The 18,437-nt window shown below is 66.3% G+C and carries 18 protein-coding genes; 3 read left to right on the top strand and 15 right to left on the bottom strand.

Features of this window, described 5'->3' with window-relative positions; all coding sequences use genetic code 11:
- The first annotated feature begins 311 nt into the window (after window positions 1-311).
- Entirely contained in the window at window positions 312-1,112 is an 801-nt protein-coding gene (locus ACQR03_RS01475; protein WP_315714743.1) for an FkbM family methyltransferase, read from the top strand.
- 8 nt (window positions 1,113-1,120) lie between these two features.
- On the opposite strand, the gene ACQR03_RS01470 is transcribed toward ACQR03_RS01475, so the two are convergent.
- From ACQR03_RS01470 to ACQR03_RS01460, 3 genes are all read right to left on the bottom strand, one after another.
- Window positions 1,121-2,638: a glycosyltransferase family 39 protein gene (locus ACQR03_RS01470; RefSeq protein WP_434841521.1), complete on the bottom strand. Its 1,518-nt coding sequence runs from the start codon at window positions 2,636-2,638 to the stop codon at window positions 1,121-1,123.
- Window positions 2,635-3,768: a glycosyltransferase family 2 protein gene (locus ACQR03_RS01465; RefSeq protein WP_316164460.1), complete on the bottom strand. Its 1,134-nt coding sequence runs from the start codon at window positions 3,766-3,768 to the stop codon at window positions 2,635-2,637. The genes ACQR03_RS01470 and ACQR03_RS01465 overlap by 4 nt, the downstream gene beginning before the upstream one ends.
- Before the next feature lie 265 nt (window positions 3,769-4,033).
- On the bottom strand, window positions 4,034-4,234 hold the full coding sequence (locus ACQR03_RS01460) for a hypothetical protein (RefSeq protein ID WP_315714746.1): 201 nt from the start codon (window positions 4,232-4,234) through the stop codon (window positions 4,034-4,036).
- A 158-nt stretch (window positions 4,235-4,392) separates the two neighbouring features.
- Here ACQR03_RS01460 and ACQR03_RS01455 point away from each other — a divergent pair, with 158 nt between their 5' ends.
- Both ACQR03_RS01455 and ACQR03_RS01450 read left to right on the top strand, forming a co-directional pair.
- Window positions 4,393-5,217, top strand: a complete 825-nt coding sequence (locus ACQR03_RS01455) for a DUF72 domain-containing protein (RefSeq protein ID WP_315749384.1) — start codon at window positions 4,393-4,395, stop codon at window positions 5,215-5,217.
- Window positions 5,218-5,232: 15 nt separating this feature from the next.
- Window positions 5,233-5,694: a DUF488 domain-containing protein gene (locus tag ACQR03_RS01450; RefSeq protein WP_315749383.1), complete on the top strand. Its 462-nt coding sequence runs from the start codon at window positions 5,233-5,235 to the stop codon at window positions 5,692-5,694.
- 4 nt (window positions 5,695-5,698) lie between these two features.
- On the opposite strand, the gene ACQR03_RS01445 is transcribed toward ACQR03_RS01450, so the two are convergent.
- The 12 genes from ACQR03_RS01445 to ACQR03_RS01390 all read right to left on the bottom strand — a co-directional run bounded on the left by ACQR03_RS01445 (window position 5,699) and on the right by ACQR03_RS01390 (window position 18,435).
- Window positions 5,699-7,384 carry a tannase/feruloyl esterase family alpha/beta hydrolase gene (locus ACQR03_RS01445; RefSeq protein ID WP_315749381.1) on the bottom strand — a complete coding sequence of 562 codons (1,686 nt, stop codon included), beginning with the start codon at window positions 7,382-7,384 and terminating at the stop codon, window positions 5,699-5,701.
- A 92-nt stretch (window positions 7,385-7,476) separates the two neighbouring features.
- A complete protein-coding gene (locus ACQR03_RS01440; RefSeq protein WP_315749379.1) occupies window positions 7,477-8,793 on the bottom strand; it encodes an adenylate/guanylate cyclase domain-containing protein in 1,317 nt (438 codons plus the stop codon).
- A 39-nt stretch (window positions 8,794-8,832) separates the two neighbouring features.
- Complete coding sequence (locus tag ACQR03_RS01435; protein WP_315714752.1) at window positions 8,833-9,990, bottom strand: ABC transporter permease; 1,158 nt, start codon at window positions 9,988-9,990, stop codon at window positions 8,833-8,835.
- The gene (locus tag ACQR03_RS01430) at window positions 9,987-10,925 is read right to left on the bottom strand and encodes an ABC transporter ATP-binding protein (protein WP_315749378.1); all 939 of its coding nucleotides are present in this window, start codon (window positions 10,923-10,925) and stop codon (window positions 9,987-9,989) included. Before ACQR03_RS01430 ends, ACQR03_RS01435 begins: the two co-directional genes overlap by 4 nt.
- Window positions 10,922-11,713: an HlyD family secretion protein gene (locus ACQR03_RS01425; protein WP_315714754.1), complete on the bottom strand. Its 792-nt coding sequence runs from the start codon at window positions 11,711-11,713 to the stop codon at window positions 10,922-10,924. The genes ACQR03_RS01430 and ACQR03_RS01425 overlap by 4 nt, the downstream gene beginning before the upstream one ends.
- Entirely contained in the window at window positions 11,710-12,378 is a 669-nt protein-coding gene (locus ACQR03_RS01420; protein ID WP_315714755.1) for a TetR/AcrR family transcriptional regulator, read from the bottom strand. Before ACQR03_RS01420 ends, ACQR03_RS01425 begins: the two co-directional genes overlap by 4 nt.
- Before the next feature lie 116 nt (window positions 12,379-12,494).
- Entirely contained in the window at window positions 12,495-13,775 is a 1,281-nt protein-coding gene (locus tag ACQR03_RS01415) for an alpha-glucosidase/alpha-galactosidase (RefSeq protein ID WP_434841522.1), read from the bottom strand.
- 96 nt (window positions 13,776-13,871) lie between these two features.
- Entirely contained in the window at window positions 13,872-14,897 is a 1,026-nt protein-coding gene (gene adhP / locus ACQR03_RS01410; protein ID WP_316170283.1) for an alcohol dehydrogenase AdhP, read from the bottom strand.
- 122 nt (window positions 14,898-15,019) lie between these two features.
- A complete protein-coding gene (locus ACQR03_RS01405) occupies window positions 15,020-15,433 on the bottom strand; it encodes a DUF2000 family protein (protein WP_434841523.1) in 414 nt (137 codons plus the stop codon).
- Window positions 15,434-15,557: 124 nt separating this feature from the next.
- Window positions 15,558-15,962: a DUF4189 domain-containing protein gene (locus ACQR03_RS01400; protein WP_434841524.1), complete on the bottom strand. Its 405-nt coding sequence runs from the start codon at window positions 15,960-15,962 to the stop codon at window positions 15,558-15,560.
- Between the two features lie 170 nt (window positions 15,963-16,132).
- The gene (locus ACQR03_RS01395; protein WP_434841525.1) at window positions 16,133-17,737 is read right to left on the bottom strand and encodes an NTP transferase domain-containing protein; all 1,605 of its coding nucleotides are present in this window, start codon (window positions 17,735-17,737) and stop codon (window positions 16,133-16,135) included.
- Window positions 17,734-18,435 (bottom strand): XdhC family protein, encoded by a 702-nt coding sequence (locus ACQR03_RS01390; protein ID WP_316194592.1) that lies wholly within the window; start codon window positions 18,433-18,435, stop codon window positions 17,734-17,736. Before ACQR03_RS01390 ends, ACQR03_RS01395 begins: the two co-directional genes overlap by 4 nt.
- Between the last annotated feature and the right edge of the window lie 2 nt (window positions 18,436-18,437).

The raw sequence follows: 18,437 nt of genomic DNA, 5'->3' as shown, positions 1-18,437 counted from the left end.
AGAGGCAGCATCCGTCGGTCGCGCCGATCCGTAAAACAGCGCACGCCGCGTTAACGATTGGGCCGGGGCGGCGGCGAGCGATCGATGATCTCTCGTATGCGTGCGCTGACGAGGTAAAGGCCGCAGGTCTCGCCAGTCGAAAGCCCCTGCTCCGGCAGGCCGGGTGCGCGACAAGCGCATCCGTAGCAACCCGGAGTTACAGGTGCTGTGGCCGCTGGCGACAGTATGGTACGGGACGATTCTCTGCGACACGCCGTCGGCGAATCGTACCGCGTCCGCTCCCGGCCAAGACGACACGAGAGGACCTCTCCATGCAGATCCCCGGCCGGAAGCTGGCCTTCGTGCTGGCCTCGACCAATCAAGGTACGATGATCGTCAACCGGCTCGACTATCGCATGATCGACGCCAACCGCGGCTACGGCGTCGGCTTCCAGATCCTCAACACCGGCGCCTTCGATCCGGGAGAGGTGCAGCTGGCCGTCCGCCTGCTCGGCGTGCGCCGCAGGCACCATGGGGACGGCGCGGTCGCGATCGACTGCGGTGCGAACATCGGCGTCCACACGATCGAATGGGCGAAGGCGATGACCGGCTGGGGATCCGTGCTCTCGATCGAGGCGCAGGAGCGGATCTACTACGCGCTCGCCGGCAATATCGCGATCAACAACTGCTTCAACGCGATTGCGATCCATGCCGCGGTATCCTCCGAGCGCGGCGTGCTCAACATCCCGAGCCCGAACTATCTGACCCCGTCGAGCTTTGGCAGCCTCGAGCTGCGCCAGCGTCCCAACACCGAGTTCATTGGCCAGGCCATCGACTATGCGAACGACACGGTCGAGGTGCGCAAGCTTCCGCTGGACGATTTCAACCTGCCGCGTTGCGACCTGATCAAGCTCGACGTCGAGGGCATGGAGCTCGAGGCGCTCGAAGGTGCGGCGGCGACGATCGAACGCTGCACGCCGATCATGCTGGTCGAGAAGATCAAGACCGATGCCGACCAGTTGCGGCAATGGTTCGATCGCCGCGGCTACAAGACCATCGACGCCGACATCAACATGGTCGCGATCCACGGCGGGGACAAGGCGCTGGCGGACATCATTCCGCAGCAGGCCTGAGGCGCGTGTCAGCGCTGCAGCTCCGGCGGCGGCGTGCGGTCGAGGAGATCGCCCTTCGGCTCGCTGAGCGCGTAGAAGGCGTAGGTCTCGATGGTCAAGGACCCGCGCTTGCGTGCGGCCTCGCCGACCTTCTCGATGCGGCCGAACGTGTTGCTGACGTAGACCCGCGTCGCGATCTGGGCCTCGTCGACGAAAAGCTGCGTGCCCGCGAGCTTGGCCGGATCCGGCTCCGGGAAATTGACCCAGCGGATGCGCTGGATCGGCTGCAGCACGCAGGTCCCCGGCGGCAGATAGAACGACAGCCAGGCGGTGGTGCCATAATCCATCGCCAGCACGCAGGACGCGTCGGCGCGCACCCGCGCCGCCTCGATCTCGGCAGCCAGCGGCCGCCAGCCGACGCCGACGCTGCGCACCGTGGCATCGCGCCGGTAGCCGGACAGCAGGCCCGTGTTGGCCTGCACGATCAGCGCGACGAACATCACGACGCCGACGGGCACGGCCCAGCGCAGACAGAACGTCGCGGTGCGCTGCTCGCGCGCCGACCAGGCGACGAGATGGGCCGCCGCCGCGGCAGCCACCACGAACGCCGGATAGACCGGCGCGAACCAGTTGGCCTCGACCCGGGCATGCAGCGAATGCCAAACGAAATAGGCGACGATGACCCAGACCATCGCCTCGATCAGGACGCGCGCCGCCGCATCCCCTGCCCTGCGCCGGGCCAGGCCGTAGAGGCCCATCAGGCCGAGGATGAAGACCAGCGGCGTCGCGAAGGCGAACTGCGTCGGGATGATCTCGGCGATGTAGACAGGCCTGACCGCCTCGACCCTGGCACGGCCGAGCTGCTTGATGAACGACACCCATTGGTGATCGGCATTCCACAGGATCACCGGCGCGAACAGCGCGAACGCCACGAGGCCGCCGAGATAGGGCCAGGGCGAGGCCAGCCAACGGCGCAGTTTCGGCACGGCGACGAGCCAGATCAGGATCGCCGCGCCGAAGAACATCGCGGTGTATTTCGACAGCAGCGCCGCACCGACGGCTGCGCCGACCGCGAGCCACCACGCGCCTCTCCCCGTCTCCAGCACCTTGGCGCAGAAGAACAGCACGAAGCTGGAGGCGACCAAGAGCGGCGCGTCGGGGGTCACGATCAAGGTGCCGACCGCCGCCATCAGGGTGACGTTGAGCAGCAGCGCCGCCGTCGCCGCCACGCGCACGCCGCCGAACAGGATCTCGGCCGTGCGATACACCGCATAGCTCATCGGCAGGCCGAGGAGGATCGAGACGAGGCGCACGCCGAGCTCGCTGTCGCCGGCGATCAAGGTGCCCAGCCGGATCACGACCGCAACCATCGGCGGGTGGTCGTAATAGCCGCCCGCGAGATGCTTCGACCACATCCAGTAATAGGCTTCGTCGAAGGTGATCGGCGTGACCGCGGCCGCGATCAGCCGGACAACGACGAGGCCCGCGATGGTCAGCCAGACATTGCGGACCAGCCGGGCGTCCTCGGCACATGCCGCAGGGGTCATCGCTTGCGCCAGACGAACAATCCGGAGATCGCGTAATTCCACACCACGCCCATCAGCGCGCCGGCGGCGCCCGCCAGCCACCAGATCGGCTCCTGGTCATAGACCGAGAAGGCGACGCCGACATTGGCCAGCAGGCCGACCGAGCAGACCAGATAGAAGACGAGCAGGCCACGCAGGATGGCAAAGCCCTTCAGCCGCTGGTCGCGATAGGTGAGGAAGTTGTTGAGGATGAAGTTCGAGGTCATCGCGACGAAGGCGCCGAGCGCCTGCGACTCCGCGAACGGAAGGTCGAACAAATTGAGACCGAGGAACAGCGTGGCGAGATGGACCACCAGGCCGGTGCCGCCGACCATCGCGAACAACAGGAAGCGCAGCGACACCACGTCGTTGGTCATCTTGGCCAGCACGAGGCCGAGGAAGTCGAGCGCGACCATCGAGTCGAGCTTGCTCTCGCCGTGCAGGCGCGAACCGAACGTATAGGGCACCTCGACCGTCTTCAGACCACCCTCGGCGCTGGCGATGATGTCGAGCAGGATCTTGAAGCCCTGCGTGGAGAGCTTCGGCGCGATCGCCTCGAAGCGATCGCGGCGGATCATGAAGAAGCCGCTCATGGGATCGTTGACCTCGACCTTGAGCGCGCGGCGCGCGATCTCGGTGGCGAAGGCGCTGGCCCCGGCCCGCTTGCTGTCGAAGCTTGCGGCGCTGCCGCCCTCGATGTAGCGGCTGCCGACGACGAGCTCGGCCGCGCCGCTCTGCAGCAGCGACAGCATCTTCGGCAGCTGGGTCTCGTCATGCTGCAGATCGGCGTCGATCACGGCGGCAAAGGGCGCGCTGGCGGCCAGGATGCCCTCGATGCAGGCGCCGGACAGGCCGCGCCGGCCGACCCGGCGGACGCAGCGGACGCGTTTGTCGCTGCGCGACAATTCGCGCACCACCTGCCAGGTGCCGTCCGGGGAGTTGTCGTCGACGAACACCACCTCCCACGGCACATCCTTGAACGCCGCCTCCAGCCGCCGGTACAGCGTGGTGACATTGTCGCGCTCGTTGAAGGTCGGAACGACCACCGAAACGATCGGAATATCAGCGGTTTGCGGCGGCGCGGGCATGGCCGGTCGGAGGACATCGTTCATGGTGCGGATGCGTATATCTGCCGCGTTCCACACTGCCAAGCGCAACGGCTGAAGGAAGACGCAAAAAGCCCGGACTGTGGTGCCGGCGTGCACCGCTGCCGAACGGGCGGCCCAAAATGCCAACGACCACAAACAAAGGGCGCGCGTACATCCGGCGCAACCGCTCTGCCGTGGTCGTCTCGGTGCCGGAGCCGTTACAGCTCGACGTCACCGTCCCGACCAAAATGGGGTACCTCGGCGGGATTGCAAGGGGTCCCTGGCCGGCCTAGTTCGGAACCTCCCGGACCACGGGTCCGCGTACGGCCGGAGCCACCGGAACCGTCTGCACCGGCGTGGGCGGCACCTCGACCTTGGCCGGCTGCATCTGACGGGCCATCGGCCCGACGGGAACATAGTAGAAGGCTGCCGCAAGCACGACAGCGGCGACGATTGCCCCCAGCAGGCCGCCGACCGATTCCGCTCTCATTGTCCTATCTCCCCTTCCCGGCCCCCGCCCTGGATACACGAGGCTCCGGAGCACGGGAAGAGCGACGGCGCGACCGCGCCGAACTGGTCAGAACCGGCCCGGTTGACTATCGTCTCCCCTACCGCAACACCCTCGGCAATCAGCATCGGAATTGGTCCGTGAGCAAAGCCCCCGCACGCGCCTCGCAATCCAAGAGCCACATCTACATCGGCATCGGCGGCTGGACCTTCGCGCCGTGGCGCGGTGTGTTCTATCCGGACAAGCTGCCGCAATCGAAGGAGCTCGAATACGCCGCCTCGAAGCTGACCTCGATCGAGATCAACGGCACCTATTATGGCTCCCAGAAGCCGGAGAGCTTCCGCAAATGGGCGCGCGAGGTGCCGGACGGCTTCATCTTCTCGCTGAAGGGGCCGCGCTTCGCCACCAACCGCCGCGTGCTCGCCGAGGCCGGTGATTCGGTGAAGCGCTTTTACGACACCGGCGTGCTCGAGCTCGGCGACCGGCTCGGGCCGGTGCTGTGGCAGTTCGCGCCGACCAAGAAGTTTGACGAGGCCGATTTCGGCAAGTTCCTCGAGCTGTTGCCGCGCGAGCTCGACGGCCGCAAGCTGCGTCACGTCGTCGAGGTCCGCCATGACAGTTTCTGCGTCCCCGGCTTCGTGGCGCTGCTGCGCGAGTTTGCCACGCCGGTCGTGTTCGCCGAGCACGGCAAATATCCGGCGATCGCCGATGTCGTGGGTGATTTCGTCTACGCCCGACTGCAGAAGGGCAATGACGAGCTTGCGACCTGCTATCCGCCGAAGCAGCTCGACGCCTGGGCGAAGCGATTGCAACTGTGGGCCGGCGGCGGCGAACCGGACGACCTGCCACGGGTTGACGACAAGCCGGCGAAGAAGGTGCCGCGCGACGTGTTCGCCTATGTCATCCACGAGGGCAAGGTGCGCGCGCCGGCTGGCGCGATGGAGCTCATCGAGCGCGTGAGTTGACGCAGGAGGCGCATGATGGCCAAGAGCAAGACCCTGTTCACCATCGGCTATGAGCACACGCCGGCCAAGGCCGTGCTCGATGAGTTGCAGGCCGCCGGCGTCAAGCTGCTGGTCGATGTGCGCGCGGTGGCGGCCTCGCGCCGACCGGGCTTCTCCAAGAGCCAGCTTGCGGCCGGGCTCGACGAGCGAGGCATCGGCTATGTGCACCTGCGCGGGCTCGGCACGCCGAAGGAAGGCCGCGAGGCGGCCCGCAGCGGCCACTACGACACGCTGCACAAGATCTACAGCGCGCATCTGAAGACGCCGCAGGCGAAGGAGCAGATGGACGAGCTGGCCTCGCTCGTGAAGAGCGCCGGTCCCGTCTGCCTGCTCTGCTACGAGCGCGACCACGCTCATTGCCACCGGCAATGGATCGCCGAGATCATCGAGGAGCGCGACCATGTCCGAGTCGAGAATCTGATCGCGCCGCAGGTCTGACGTTTCACTCCGCCGCGCAGGTGAAGGATGACGCCTGCTCGACGTCGCCGCCGACATATTTGGCGAATTTCGGCCACGGGCACAGCGGCCGCGTCCGCTGCGGGCTCCATGTCGATGGGAGCTCCTTGTTGGCCGCATTGACCGAGGCCGTGATCGCCTCCGGCGCCTTGCCCTTCTCGACCCAGTCCATCAGCGCGCCCAGCGCATCGAACTTCTCCAGCGTGACGCCGCCGCCGCAATGGGTCTCGCCGGGCAGCGCAAACAGCCGCGCGAAACCGTCGGCCTTGCCCTGGACGTTGGCGTTGAGCTTCTCATACCAGCGGATCGTGTCGTTGATTGAGAACACCGGATCAGCCTGGCCGTGGTAGATCAGCATCTTGCGGGCACCGTTCTGGAACGCCGGCAAAGTCGGGTGATCGACCGCGGGCGGAGCCATGAAGTCCATCGCCGACTCCGTGAAGGGGCCTTCCTTGGCGTAGATCTTCGGTGCGTCCTTGTCGAAGTCGTAGGTCTGCAGCTTCTCGACGAGCTTGTCGGGCGAGCCTTCGATCTCGACCGGCGGCGTCGAGAAGATGTAGTTGAGCGAGGCGCCGCCCATGGTGGCAATGATCGGAAGGTTGTTCCACGGCGCCACCGGGCTTTCGACCTTCCAGGCGCGCCAGTTGCCGGTGCCGACGCCACCATCCGCCGGCCAGTCGGAATACAGCGGCTCGCCCTTGGAATTGTGGGGGCCCGCGAAGACTTTCTTCAAGGCATCGACCTTGGCGGCCGGCAGGCAGGCTTCGGTTGCCCCAGCGGCGCAGCGCAGGCTGTCGAAACTGAACGCCTTCTGGCAGGCTTTCAGGTTGGCCGTGAGGCCGTCCTTGGCGCCGTCGAGCCCGTCGCAGACCTCCGTGATCTTGGAAGCGATCAGCTTGGCATCCTCCCGCGTGATCGACTTGCGGATGTCGACGTCGGCCTTGGTCAGCGCCTGCACGTCCCAGGCGTGCTGCACGGCAGCGCGCGGCAGGTTGAAGCCGGGATTGCCGACCAGGAAGCCGTCATACTGCTCGGGCATGCGCTCGGCAGCCACCATGGTGTGGCGGCCGCCATTGGAACAGCCGGCGATGTAGGAATAGTCCGGCTTCCTGCCGTAATGCGCCGAGATGATCGCCTTCGCGATCGGCGCCAGCGTGATGTCGGCCGAATAGCCGTAGTCGCGGCGCGCCTGCGGATCGAGCCCGAAGGCTGAGCCGGACGCAAGCCCGCGCGGCTTGTTGGCGGGATCGTTGCCGGAGTGGCCACTGTCCGACGACAGCACGGCAAAGCCGCGGCCGAGCGGCGTCACACCGCCACCGACGAGACCGTCGGCCTTGTCGCCGAGCGCCGGCACCACCACGCCGTCATTGCCGCCATTGACCTGATGCAGGAAGCGGCCGTTCCAGGTCTCCGGCAGCCTGATCTCGAACTGGATCGCATAGGCATGGCCATCGACGCCGGTGCGCTCATTGACCTTGCCGGAGAGAATGCAATGCCGCGGCAGCCCGTCGGCGGCCTCCTGCAGCTTCGATCCCGTCAAGGTCAGCCCGGGGATCTTCAACGCCTCGGCCGTCACCTTGCTGCAGGCAACATCCTCAGCCCGCACCGCCTCCAGCCCGGCTGCGCACAAGATCCCTGCTGCGGCCAAAAACGACGCCCCGGTTCGGATCATGCATTCCCCCTGATGATGCTTCTCGTTGGGGGCAGTTAAACGCGGAGGCCAGCCAATGTAAATCTCCGACATCGCGCGCCGTATCGCCTGCGTCAGTGCAATTGCCAGATCTCGAACGGCCGGTCGTAGCCACGCACTGACACCGCGCCGTGGAAGACGGCGTCGCGCGCCCCGTCGCCGGCCGCCTGCCGCACCTCGCTCGAGATCAGGAGTTGCGAATCGAACTCCTTGTTCAGCGCCTCGAGCCGCGAGGCGAAGTTCACGGTGTCACCGATGACGGTATACTCTTTGCGCCGCGGCGAGCCGATGCTGCCGGCGACCACCTCGCCCAGATGTATGCCGATCCCGATCCTGAGCTGCCAGGATGACGATGCGTTGACGCGCTCCATCGCTGCCACCATCTCGCGCGCAGCCATGACCGCCTGCACGGCGGCATCGCGCGCCTCGAACGGCGCGCCGAACAGCGCCAGGAAGCCATCGCCGAGGAATTTGTTGACGATGCCGCCATGACGCTCGAGGATCTCCACCAGCACCGCGAACGCTCCGTCGAGACGATCGACAACCTGCTGCGGCGTCTTCGACCGCGCCGCCGCGGTGAAGCCGCGGAAGTCGACGAACATCACCGCGACCTCGTGGATGTCGCGCGCCTCCGCCGTCCCCTCCTTCATCAGGCGCTCGACGACCTGGGGCGAGACGTGCTGGCCAAACAAATCCGTGACGCGGTCGCGCGCCGACGCGGCCTCGATGCTCGCCGCGAACTGGCGTCGCAGCTGCACGCTGACGGCACCGGCGAGCATCCCGCACAACAGGATGATGAAGCTGCGCTCACCGTGATAATAGATCTCCGGATTCTGGCTGAGATCGATCGAAGGCCGGTCGAACAGCGCCACCACCAGCAGCTCCACCGCAGCAACCAGACCGGTGAAGCTCGACAGCCAGAAATCGAGACGAAGCGTCGAGAGAACGATGAAGATGAAATAGACCAGCGGCGCGCCGAAGCCCAGCGCCTTGTCGTGGCCGATGCCCTCGATCTGCAGGATGAGGACGAACGTTGGCAGCGAGGTCTCGACCAGGGCGCTGACATAGCGCCAGATCACCGGCACGTCCCGGCCGTGGCGGATGTCCGCCTTGATCCTGAACAGGATGAGAGTCTGGAAGCTGATGAATGCGACGATGATCGCGTAGACGTAGAGGACCCCGGTTCGGGTCGGCCAGATCCACTCCGAGATCTTGGGCTCGAAGATTTCGACCAGCACCGATATCACGAGAAACAGAGCCGCAGTGGCGATCAGCGCCCTCACCCGCAGCAGCTCGGTGTTCAACGTCTGACGCATCAGCGCCTGGTCGAACTCGGCCGGCGCTCCGGCCGGCGCTTCGTTCGCCTGTCCTGCTCCTCCCACGATCTGCATCTTGCCTCAGCCGTTCCTGCTCCCGGCCGCCATTGTGCCTCAATCGAGGGTGCGGCGGAAGCGCAGGACGGCGACCGTCATGGCGAACAGCATGAGGCCGAACAGGGCGATCGTATCATGCTGCAGGTTCTGGAGCGTCGAGCCCTTCAGCATGATGGCGCGGACGATCCGCAGATAGTGCGTCAGCGGCAGGCATTCACCGAGCACTTGCGCCCATTGCGGCATGCCGAGAAAGGGAAACATGAATCCAGACAACAGGATGCTCGGCAGGAAGAACATCATCGAGAGCTGCATTGCCTGCAGCTGGTTCTGCGCCAGGGTCGAGAAGGTGTAGCCGATCGAGAGGTTGGTCGCGATGAACAGCGTCGACAGCAGCGCCAAGAGCAGCAGGTTGCCCATGATCGGAACGCCGAACAGCAGGACGCCGATGCCGATGATGATCGTCGCCTGCAGGAAGCCGACCATCACATAGGGGATGATCTTGCCGAGCATGACCTCGACCGGCTTGATCGGCATCGACAGCAGGCTCTCCATCGTGCCGCGCTCGATCTCGCGCGTCACCGAGAGCGCGGTGAAGATCAGCATGGTCATGGTCAGGATGGTGCCGACGAGGCCCGGCACGATGTTGAGCCGCGACGAGGCCGCCGGGTTGTAGCGCGCGTGGGCCCTGATCTCGAACGGCGTCGTGACGGGATTGCCGGTGTAGAGATCGTGCGCGAGCGCGGTCTGCACGATCATGCCGAGCGAGGACAGCGCCGATGACGCCGCGACCGGATCGGTCGCGTCGGCCGCGACGAGCAAGGCCGGCCGGTCGCCGCGGCGGACCGCGCGCTCGAAGCCACGCGGGATCTCGACGCCGAACAGGACCTTGCCGGACAGCAGGAGATCGTCGAACTCGGCGACGCTGCTGACCTCCCGGGTGAAGCGGAAATAGGCGGTGTTCTCCATCGCCTTCAGGATCGAGCGGCCGAGATCGCTGTCCTCCTGCAGCAGCACCGCCGCCGGCAGATGATGCGGCGTGGTGTTGATCGCGTAGCCGAACAACATCAGTTGCATCACCGGGATCATCACGATCATCGCAAACGAGACCCGGTCGCGCTTGAGCTGGATGAACTCCTTGACCAGCATCGCATAGGTGCGCCGCCAGAAGCCGAAGCGCGGCTCGGAAGACGCGTGATGGACGGCTGCGTCGCTCATTGGAAATTGTCCCGTGAACGGTTCATCAGGTCGATGAAGACGTCCTCGAGCGAGGGCGCGGCGGGCTGCCAGTGCAGATCAGCCTTGTCGCGCCAGGGCGCGATCGCAGCGTCCAGCGCGTCGCGGTCGCGGCCGGACACGTGCAGGCTGGTGCCGAACGGCGCCACCATGTCGACCCCCGGCTTGCCGGTGAGGTCCGCCGCGAGCTCGCGCAGATCGTCGCCGCTCACCGTATACGTGGTGAGCGCCGATTGCGCGATCACCTCCGAGACGGTGCCGTGCACCAGCAGATGACCATAGGCGATATAGGCGATCTCGTGACAGCGCTCGGCCTCGTCCATGTAGTGGGTCGAGACCAGCACGGTCAGCCCTTCGCCGGCGAGCGCATGGATCTCGTTCCAGAAGTCGCGCCGCGCCTTGGGATCGACCCCGGCGGTGGGCTCGTCGAGCAGCAGCAGTTGCGGATTCGGCAGGGTGCAGGCCCCGAGCGCCAGCCGCTGCTTCCAGCCGCCCGACAACTCGCCGGCGAGCTGCCGCTCGCGGCCGGCAAGCCCGAGCCGCTGCACCATGTCGCGCGCGGCCCGGCGCGGATCGGACATGCCATAGAGGCGCGCCACGAATTCGAGGTTCTCCCGCACCGAGAGGTCCTGATAGAGGCTGAAGCGCTGCGTCATGTAGCCCACCCGGCGCTTGATCTTGTCGGCGTCGCGACGGATGTCGAAGCCGAGGCAGGTGCCCTCGCCGCCGTCGGGTGTCAGCAGGCCGCACAGCATCCGGATGGTCGTGGTCTTGCCCGAGCCGTTCGGGCCGAGAAAGCCGTAGATCGAGCCGCGCTTCACTTGCATCGACAGATCATGCACGACCTCGCGGCCGTCGAAGGACTTGGTCAATCCCTGGACGTCGATCGCGATCTCGGCGGGACCCGTTCCGTTCATTGCTTGTCCGCCACCGGGGTCTTCGGATCAGGCGTCCTGGAATGCGGATAGATGCTGACCGGCTGGCCGACGCGCAGCGCATCCGGCCGCGACGGCCGCGCCTGGATCAGATAGACGAGCTTGTTGCGCTCATCGAGGCTGTAGATCACCGGCGGCGTGTATTCCGCCGAGGTCGCGAGGAAATAGATTCTGGCCGTCAGATCATCAGCACAGTTGTCGCAGGTGACGCGGACCTCGTCACCGATCGCGAGCTTCGGCAGATCAGGCTCGGGCACGTAGAAGCGCAGCTTCATGTTGCCCGGCGGCATGATCGACAGCACCGGCCGTTGCGCCGCGACCATCTCGCCCTCGCGGAAGTAGATCTGCTGGATGGTGCCCGCGACCGGCGCCACGCCCTTGCGCCGTGCCAGCCGCGTCTGCGAGGTCACGAGATGGGCCTCGGCGACGCGCAGCGCCGAAACGGCGGAGTCGAGCGTCGCCTGTGTCCCCGCGCCCGTCTTGCTCAGGGCCGCGGCGCGGTCATAGGTCTGCTGCGCGTTGGCCAGCGTCGCCTTGGTCTGGTTGAGATCGGCCTGCTGCAGATCGTCGTCGACCGAATAGAGCGGATCGCCGACCTTGACCACGTCGCCCTCATGCACGTTCAGCTTCGTGATCCGACCCGCTTCGTCCGGGCTGACGAAGATCATGTCGGCCTCGACCCAGCCTTGATAGCCGGGATCGCGCGTCTCCTTGCAGGCGTTGAACGTGAAGGCCGTGACCAGCACGGCGAGGCAATGCAGCAGGCTCATGTCGGCCTCCTCGTGCCAAAGATCAGATCGAGATGGGTCTGCAGCATCGCTTCGGCGTCGAGCGGCGCATGTCGCTCGAACAGGCTCTTCCACAGCACCGCGACCATCATTGGCGCGATCATCAATTGCGGGTGTTGCACCAGCTTGGGCTCGCGGATCTCGCCGCGCGTGATCGCCAACTGGATCAGCGCGCGCATGGCCGCGAGACCGCGGGAGACGACCTCGCGATAATAGAAATCGGCAATGGCCGGAAAGCGCGGCCCTTCCGCGATGATGAGCCGGACGAGATCGGCCCGCCGGGTGCCGGCGACCTCCTGCAGGAACATGCGCGCCAACGCCTCGACCATGTCGCGCACCGAGCCGCCGGCAGGCGGCGGTGCGGCAAGACGGCCGACGAAGGGCACGATCGCGGTCCGGATCAATTCCTCGAACATCGATTCCTTGTCCTTGAAGTGCAGATAGATCGTCCCCTTGGCGACCCCGGCCCGCTTGGCGACGTCGTCCAGCCGGGTCGCCGCGAAGCCTCGGGCGATGAACTCGTCCATCGCGGCCTGCACGATCGCCGCGCGGCGCTCGGCGGAGCGATCCGCCCGGCGCGACGCGCCAGCTCCCGCTGGCTTGGCGGCCTGAACTCTGCGCTCGGACAATTTCGACGGCTTCGACATGGAACAATTATGACTGACTAGTCAGTCATTGTAAAGAGGCCTCGCAGATCTATCGGCGCGGGTCAGGAGCCCTACCCGACCGCGCGCGGCCCCCTCGTCAGACGAAGTCGGCGCGATCACGCACAGGACCTGATGTAAGGCCGATTGACCTCCCAGAGCTCGTCCACGATCTGGCGCGCGGCGGCCGCCGAGTTGACGACGGGATCGATGAGCAGCGCCTGCAGCGCGAGATCCTTGGAGGCGGTCATGGCCGCCTGCACCGCCAGTTGCTGAACCTGAACCTGGACCGACATCAGCTTGGCGACGGCATCTGGAAGCGGGCCCAGCGACACCGGATGGATACCGACGCGATCGGCGACAACGGGCACTTCGACCGCGGCCTCGGCAGCCAGGTTGGGAATGACGTGACGGTTCAGAACGACGCCGGACTCGATGACCTGCTTCCGATCGTGCAGCACCGAGCCGATCACGGTGACCGCGCGCTCTCCGGACGGCATTCGCCACCAGTCCGGCATGCCGGATTTGCCTGCCAGGACCTCGTCGATCTGCCGGATCAGCTTGGCCCGTTCCGCCTCGTCCCAGGCGAAGTCGTACCCGCTCTCGCCCGCTTCCCAGCCATAGGCGAGATATTCGCCGACATGGCTGTCGCCGCAGCCCAGCCAGAAGCCGAAGTCGCGCAACAGCGCCCGCGTCAGCGGCGCGACCTTGGGGTCGTGGCTCCCAGCCTTTTCGCGGAGCAGTGGATAGAGATCGGCCCCGGTGTCGCGATCCCGGATCTGCATGAGACATTGGAAATGGTTGAGCCCGGCGCCCCACACGTCCACGCGCTCCTCGGCCAGTTCCAGAATGGAAGCCACCTGGCTGCGCGCGATGAAGATGCCGTGGCACAGGCCGATATGCGCGAGGCGGCTGTGAAGCCCCAGCGCGAGGATGATGCGGCTCTCGGGATTGGAGAAGTTGATGAACAGCGCGTCCGGACAGCGCCGCTCCATCTCGCGCACGAAGTCGAATACGACCGGCAAGGTGCGGAGCGTGAAGAACAATGCGCCCGGCCCGCCATTCTCGCCCAGCGTGTGACGGATGCCGTATTTGCGCGGCACCTCGAAATCGAGCTTCCACAGGCGGTTGCGGTCGATCGCGGTGGCATGGATCACGAAGCCGGCGCCGTCGAGCGCCGCGCGCCAATCCGTGGTCGCCTCGATCTTAAGGCCGGCGCCGGAGAGGTCGTTGAGCAGCCGGGCCAGCGCTTCCGACCGGGCAAGCCGGGTCGGGTCGCGGCCGACCAGCACGAGCGTCGAACCAGCGAGATCATGCGTCGAGAACAGGTCCCGGAACACGCTGAGTCCAAAGGACGCGCTGCTCGCGCCGAGGAAGACGATCTTGGTGACGGCTGCCATGAGCAATTTGTGCCAGCGCCGCGCGTCCCCATTCCTGATCCAGATCAAACCGCCGCCCCAATGTTCGGCACGGCGGCGCGTCGATCGGTCTTGCGATCAGCCGAAGTCGAGCACCACGCGACCGTCGATCTTGCCGGCCTTCATGCGGTCGAAGACGGTGTTGATCTCCGACAATGGCGCCGTGGTCACCTCGGCCGTCACCTTGCCGTCCGCGGCGAACGCGATGGCTTCGTCGAGATCACGCCTGGTGCCGACGATCGAGCCGCGCACGGTGATGCGCTTCAGCACGACATCGAAGATCGGTGTCGGGAATTCGCCCGGCGGCAAGCCGACGAGGCTGACCGTCCCCTTGCGGCGGACCATGTGCAGCGCCTGGGCAAAAGCCGGCGTCGACACCGCGGTGACCAGCACGCCATGAGCGCCGCCGCCGGTGATTGCGATCACCTGCGCCACGGCATCCTTGTCGAGCGCGTTGACGGCATGTTCGGCGCCGGCCTGCAGCGCGAGTTTCAGCTTGTCCTCGGCGATGTCGAGACCGATCGCCTTCAGCCCCATCGCCTTCGCATACTGGATTGCAACATGACCGAGGCCGCCGACGCCGGAGACCACCACCCACTCGCCCGGCCGCGCGTCGGTCTCCTTCAAACCCTTGTAGGTGGTGACGCCGGCGCAGAGGATCGGGGCGATCCTGGCGAAATCCACATTGGCCGGCAGACGCGCAGCGAACGCCGCGGATGCGATCACGTATTCGGCAAAGCCGCCATTCACGCTGTAGCCGGTGTTGTGCTGGTGCTCGCACAAGGTCTCCCAGCCGGTCTCGCAATACTCGCAGCGCAGGCAGGCATCGTGCAGCCACGCCACGCCCACGGCGTCGCCGACCTTGAAGTCGGTGACCCCGGGCCCGAGCGCCGCGACGATCCCGGCCGCCTCGTGTCCTGGGATGAATGGCGGCACCGGCTTCACCGGCCAATCGCCGGAGGCGGCGTGAAGGTCGGTGTGGCAGACGCCGCAAGCCTTCACCCTGACCAGAAGCTCGCCGGGTCCCGGCACAGGAATCGGAACGTCCTCGATGTCGAGCGGCTTGCCGAAGGCTTTGACGACGGCGGCTTTCATGGTCTGCATCTGTCTGCTCCTCATGTCGCGGCGCAAACTAACGACGTCGGCGTATTCCGGGCTTGATCGGCATCAAGCCGCGCCGCTGCATGAAGTAACAGTTTGATGACAGCGCAATGTGCCCATGGCTGTCAGGCGTGAAATTTGAGTCCGTCGACCACCTTGTCGACCACCTTGCGCTCCGCACGAAACGCCAATCCCACCAGATTGAGATCGGTGCGCGCCACCGCCTTCACGGCATCACGGTTGGCCTCGTCATGCGCGGTCTTGAACATGTCCTCGGTGTAGAGCGCCGGCTTCACGCTGCGCGACAGCGCCCGATCCAGAGCACGCGCCAGCGCGGCACGATCCGGCGCGCCGTAGATCAGGATCGGTTGCCCGATCAACGCGTGATACAGGGTTGCCGAGCCGTCCTCATAAGGTGCGCCGATGCATTCGGGAAATGCCGCGGCGATGCCGCTGGAAAGAAACGCCGCGACGTTGAGCTTCTGCCAGGCCTCGAGATCGTTGCGGATGATCAGCGCGATCTTGGTGTCGAATTGCATGCCACTTCCAGGGTTCGATGTCATCGAACCCCGAGAATAGCCGAGCCGTTCTCAGGGTGAAGCATCGAAATGAAAGCGGAAGCGGAACCCCGGCAGCGGAGCCGCTGAGATCATCAGACTTGAATCAATCCTTGGCGTCGCATACCCAGGCGCGGATGACGCATTCCTTGCCGCCATATTTGTAGCATTCCCGGGTCGCTTCGTTGAGCGAGGTCGAGATCGTCGGCCGAACAGCATAGCCGTGGGCGCCGCAGGGATTGGTGAGATCGACCGCGAACGCCGCGCAGGCCTTCTTCATCGTCACCGCGGTGCAGTCCCCCTTGCACTGCTTGAGCGCCGCGGCCTTGGCGAGATGCTCCGCCGGATAGTCGAACGCCTGGCCATAGGCGGCGCACTGGCCAATGGCGAACGCGCCGGCCGCATGCGCCGGGCTGATAGCGCTGGTGTCTGCGATGCGCGCGGCACCAACGATCACGGTCAATCCAAATGCAAACAGCGCGAAACGTCGCGCGGCGGTCGAAATGATCACTCTCTCCTCCCCCGAGGCCCAATGTCGGCAAATCTAGCCGGGGGTCGTTGAAACTTGGTGAATGAGAGGTTGAGTCGGAGGGAAGTCGTAGCCCGCACGAGCGTAGTCGACATGCGTGCTCTCACGCACGGCGTCCCGCATGTCGCTTACGCTCATGCGGGCTACGGGCTTCAACCGCGCCGCGCGGCTTCCAGCGCCTGCGGCGTGTCGATGTCGAGAAATGCACTGTCACCGTCGACCGGCACCTCGGCGACAGCCTCGGTGTGCTTGGCGATCAGGTGCCGCGCGCCGACATCGCCGTCCAGCGTCATCAGCTCGGCGAAGAAGCGGCGCGACCACAGCACGGGGTTGCCGCGGCGTCCCTCGGACACAGGCACCACGATCAAATTGCCGCGATCGGGCGCGAACGCGCCGATCAGGCGGTCGAGCAGATCCGAGGACACCATCGGCATGTCACCCAGGCACACCACCGCGCCATCGACGCCCTCAGGCACCGCGGCAATGCCCGATTTCACCGAGCTGGCGAGGCCGCCGGCGAAATCCGGGTTGCGGACGAAGCGGACGTTGAGGTCGGACAGCGCCTGTTCGACCAGCTCTGCCTGATGACCGGTGACGACGATGACCTCACCGGCCTTGGAGGCCAGCGCCTGCTCGGTCACGATGCGCACCAGCTTCTTGCCGTCGAGCTCAGCCAGCAGCTTGTTCGGTCCCCCCATGCGGGTCGAGCGTCCGGCGGCGAGCACGACGGCGGCGACCTTGCGTTCGCCCTCGACCTCCGGCTTGGCGCGCGGCTGCGGCCGCGTCACGATCTCCATGAGGAGGCCACCCACGCCCATGGCCGTGAGCTCGGCGCGGCTGACCTTGATGCCGGCGAGCAGCCGCATCAGCACCCAGTCAAAACCGTTCTCCGCCGGCGAACGGGCGCAGCCGGGCGCGCCGAGCACCGGCACACCGCCGGCATTGCCGATCAAGAGCAGATTGCCGGGATCGACCGGCATGCCGAAATGCTCGATGGCACCGCCGATGCCGGTGATTGCGGCTGGAATGACGTCGCGGCGGTCGGCGATGGCGGACGCGCCGAACACGATGACGAGCTCGGCGCCCAGCGCCAACAACTCCCTGATCGCAGCAGCCAGCGCGGCCTGCTCATGCGGCACGCGGCGCTCGGCGATGATGGTGGCGCCGGCCGGTGCGAGCCGCTCTGCGGTGACGCGCAGCGTCTTGTCGATGACCTTGGGTGCGAGCCCCGGAAGAAGCGTCGAGACCACGCCGACGCGCTTGATCACATAGGAGGCGATGCTGAGCGCGCCCCTGCCCGCCGCCGCGACGGCGGCATCGCGCAGGCGGCCTTCGACGCCGAACGGGATCAGCTTGACGGTGCCAACCATCTCGCCTTCGACCACCGGCTTGAACGCCGGCAGGGTCGCAAAGGTGATGGCCTCGTCGACGCCGTTGATGCGCTCGACCGCGGCGCGGTCGATCATCAGCACGCCGGCCTGCGCCGCGAACAGATTGGCGCGCCCGGTGAAGGCGCGATCGACGTGAATGCCCGCGCCGGCGACGACCTTGGCGACGTCGGCGGCCGCCTCGTCCTCGGAGACGTCGCCGGCCTCGAGCCGGACGACGACGATCTCCTTGACGCCTTCCCGGACCAGCGCCTCGACCTCCGCGGGACCGATCAGCGTACCCTTCTTCAGCACCAATGATCCTTTGCGCAGGGTGTGCACCGTCACCCCGCCGATCGCCTCGGCTGGACTGGCAGGACCGAACTTCATGCCGCCTGCTCTTTCTCCTTGGCCGGCAGCCGCAACGTGGCGGTGATCTCGGCCATGATCGAGACCGCGATCTCCGACGGCGACACCGCGCCGATGGCGAGCCCGATCGGCGCATGGATGCGAGCAATGTCGGCATCGCTGGCGCCCTGCGCGCGCAGCCGATCACCGCGCTTGGCGTGCGTCTTCCGCGAGCCGAGCGCGCCGATATAGAAGCAGTCGCGCGAGAAGGCGTGCAGCAGCGCCGGATCGTCGATCTTCGGATCATGCGTCAGCGCGACAAAGGCGGTGTAGTGATCGACGTTGAGCGGGGGTAGCGCCACGTCGGGCCATTCGGCGATCAGCGGCACGTCAGGGAAGCGCTCGGGGCTGGCGAAAGCCGTGCGCGGATCGACGACGGTGACGTCATAGCCCAGCGACTTGGCGATCGGCGCCAACGCCTGGCTGATATGGACGGCGCCGACGATCACGAGCTTGGCGGTCGGCGCGTAGACGTTCAGGAACAGCCGCTTGCCGTCCACCTCGACCATGCCGCTCTTGCCCATACGCAGATGGGTCGACAGCTCGTTGCGCAGCGGATCGTTGGCGATGGCGGCGGCCCTGACCAGGCGCTGCGCCCCGGAGCCGACGTCGGTGACGAGAATCGCCGGGCGACGCGCGGCACGCTCGGCGTTCAGTTCGGCCAGCGTTGCAAGCTGCATGG

This window comes from Bradyrhizobium sp. HKCCYLS3070 (assembly GCF_051167575.1).
Lineage (GTDB): Bacteria > Pseudomonadota > Alphaproteobacteria > Rhizobiales > Xanthobacteraceae > Bradyrhizobium.
Note: the sequence above shows the minus strand (reverse complement) of the source record. Positions and strands in the feature narration are given on the sequence as shown.

Coding starts and splice junctions, on each gene's coding strand:
- ACQR03_RS01475 (WP_315714743.1), top strand. CDS start 312: ATGCAGATCCCCGGCCGGAAGCTGGCCTTCGTGCTGGCCTCGACCAAT.
- ACQR03_RS01470 (WP_434841521.1), bottom strand. CDS start 2,638: ATGACCCCTGCGGCATGTGCCGAGGACGCCCGGCTGGTCCGCAATGTC.
- ACQR03_RS01465 (WP_316164460.1), bottom strand. CDS start 3,768: ATGAACGATGTCCTCCGACCGGCCATGCCCGCGCCGCCGCAAACCGCT.
- ACQR03_RS01460 (WP_315714746.1), bottom strand. CDS start 4,234: ATGAGAGCGGAATCGGTCGGCGGCCTGCTGGGGGCAATCGTCGCCGCT.
- ACQR03_RS01450 (WP_315749383.1), top strand. CDS start 5,233: ATGGCCAAGAGCAAGACCCTGTTCACCATCGGCTATGAGCACACGCCG.
- ACQR03_RS01445 (WP_315749381.1), bottom strand. CDS start 7,384: ATGATCCGAACCGGGGCGTCGTTTTTGGCCGCAGCAGGGATCTTGTGC.
- ACQR03_RS01440 (WP_315749379.1), bottom strand. CDS start 8,793: ATGCAGATCGTGGGAGGAGCAGGACAGGCGAACGAAGCGCCGGCCGGA.
- ACQR03_RS01435 (WP_315714752.1), bottom strand. CDS start 9,990: ATGAGCGACGCAGCCGTCCATCACGCGTCTTCCGAGCCGCGCTTCGGC.
- ACQR03_RS01430 (WP_315749378.1), bottom strand. CDS start 10,925: ATGAACGGAACGGGTCCCGCCGAGATCGCGATCGACGTCCAGGGATTG.
- ACQR03_RS01425 (WP_315714754.1), bottom strand. CDS start 11,713: ATGAGCCTGCTGCATTGCCTCGCCGTGCTGGTCACGGCCTTCACGTTC.
- ACQR03_RS01420 (WP_315714755.1), bottom strand. CDS start 12,378: ATGTCGAAGCCGTCGAAATTGTCCGAGCGCAGAGTTCAGGCCGCCAAG.
- ACQR03_RS01415 (WP_434841522.1), bottom strand. CDS start 13,775: ATGGCAGCCGTCACCAAGATCGTCTTCCTCGGCGCGAGCAGCGCGTCC.
- adhP (WP_316170283.1), bottom strand. CDS start 14,897: ATGCAGACCATGAAAGCCGCCGTCGTCAAAGCCTTCGGCAAGCCGCTC.
- ACQR03_RS01405 (WP_434841523.1), bottom strand. CDS start 15,433: ATGCAATTCGACACCAAGATCGCGCTGATCATCCGCAACGATCTCGAG.
- ACQR03_RS01395 (WP_434841525.1), bottom strand. CDS start 17,737: ATGAAGTTCGGTCCTGCCAGTCCAGCCGAGGCGATCGGCGGGGTGACG.
- ACQR03_RS01390 (WP_316194592.1), bottom strand. CDS start 18,435: ATGCAGCTTGCAACGCTGGCCGAACTGAACGCCGAGCGTGCCGCGCGT.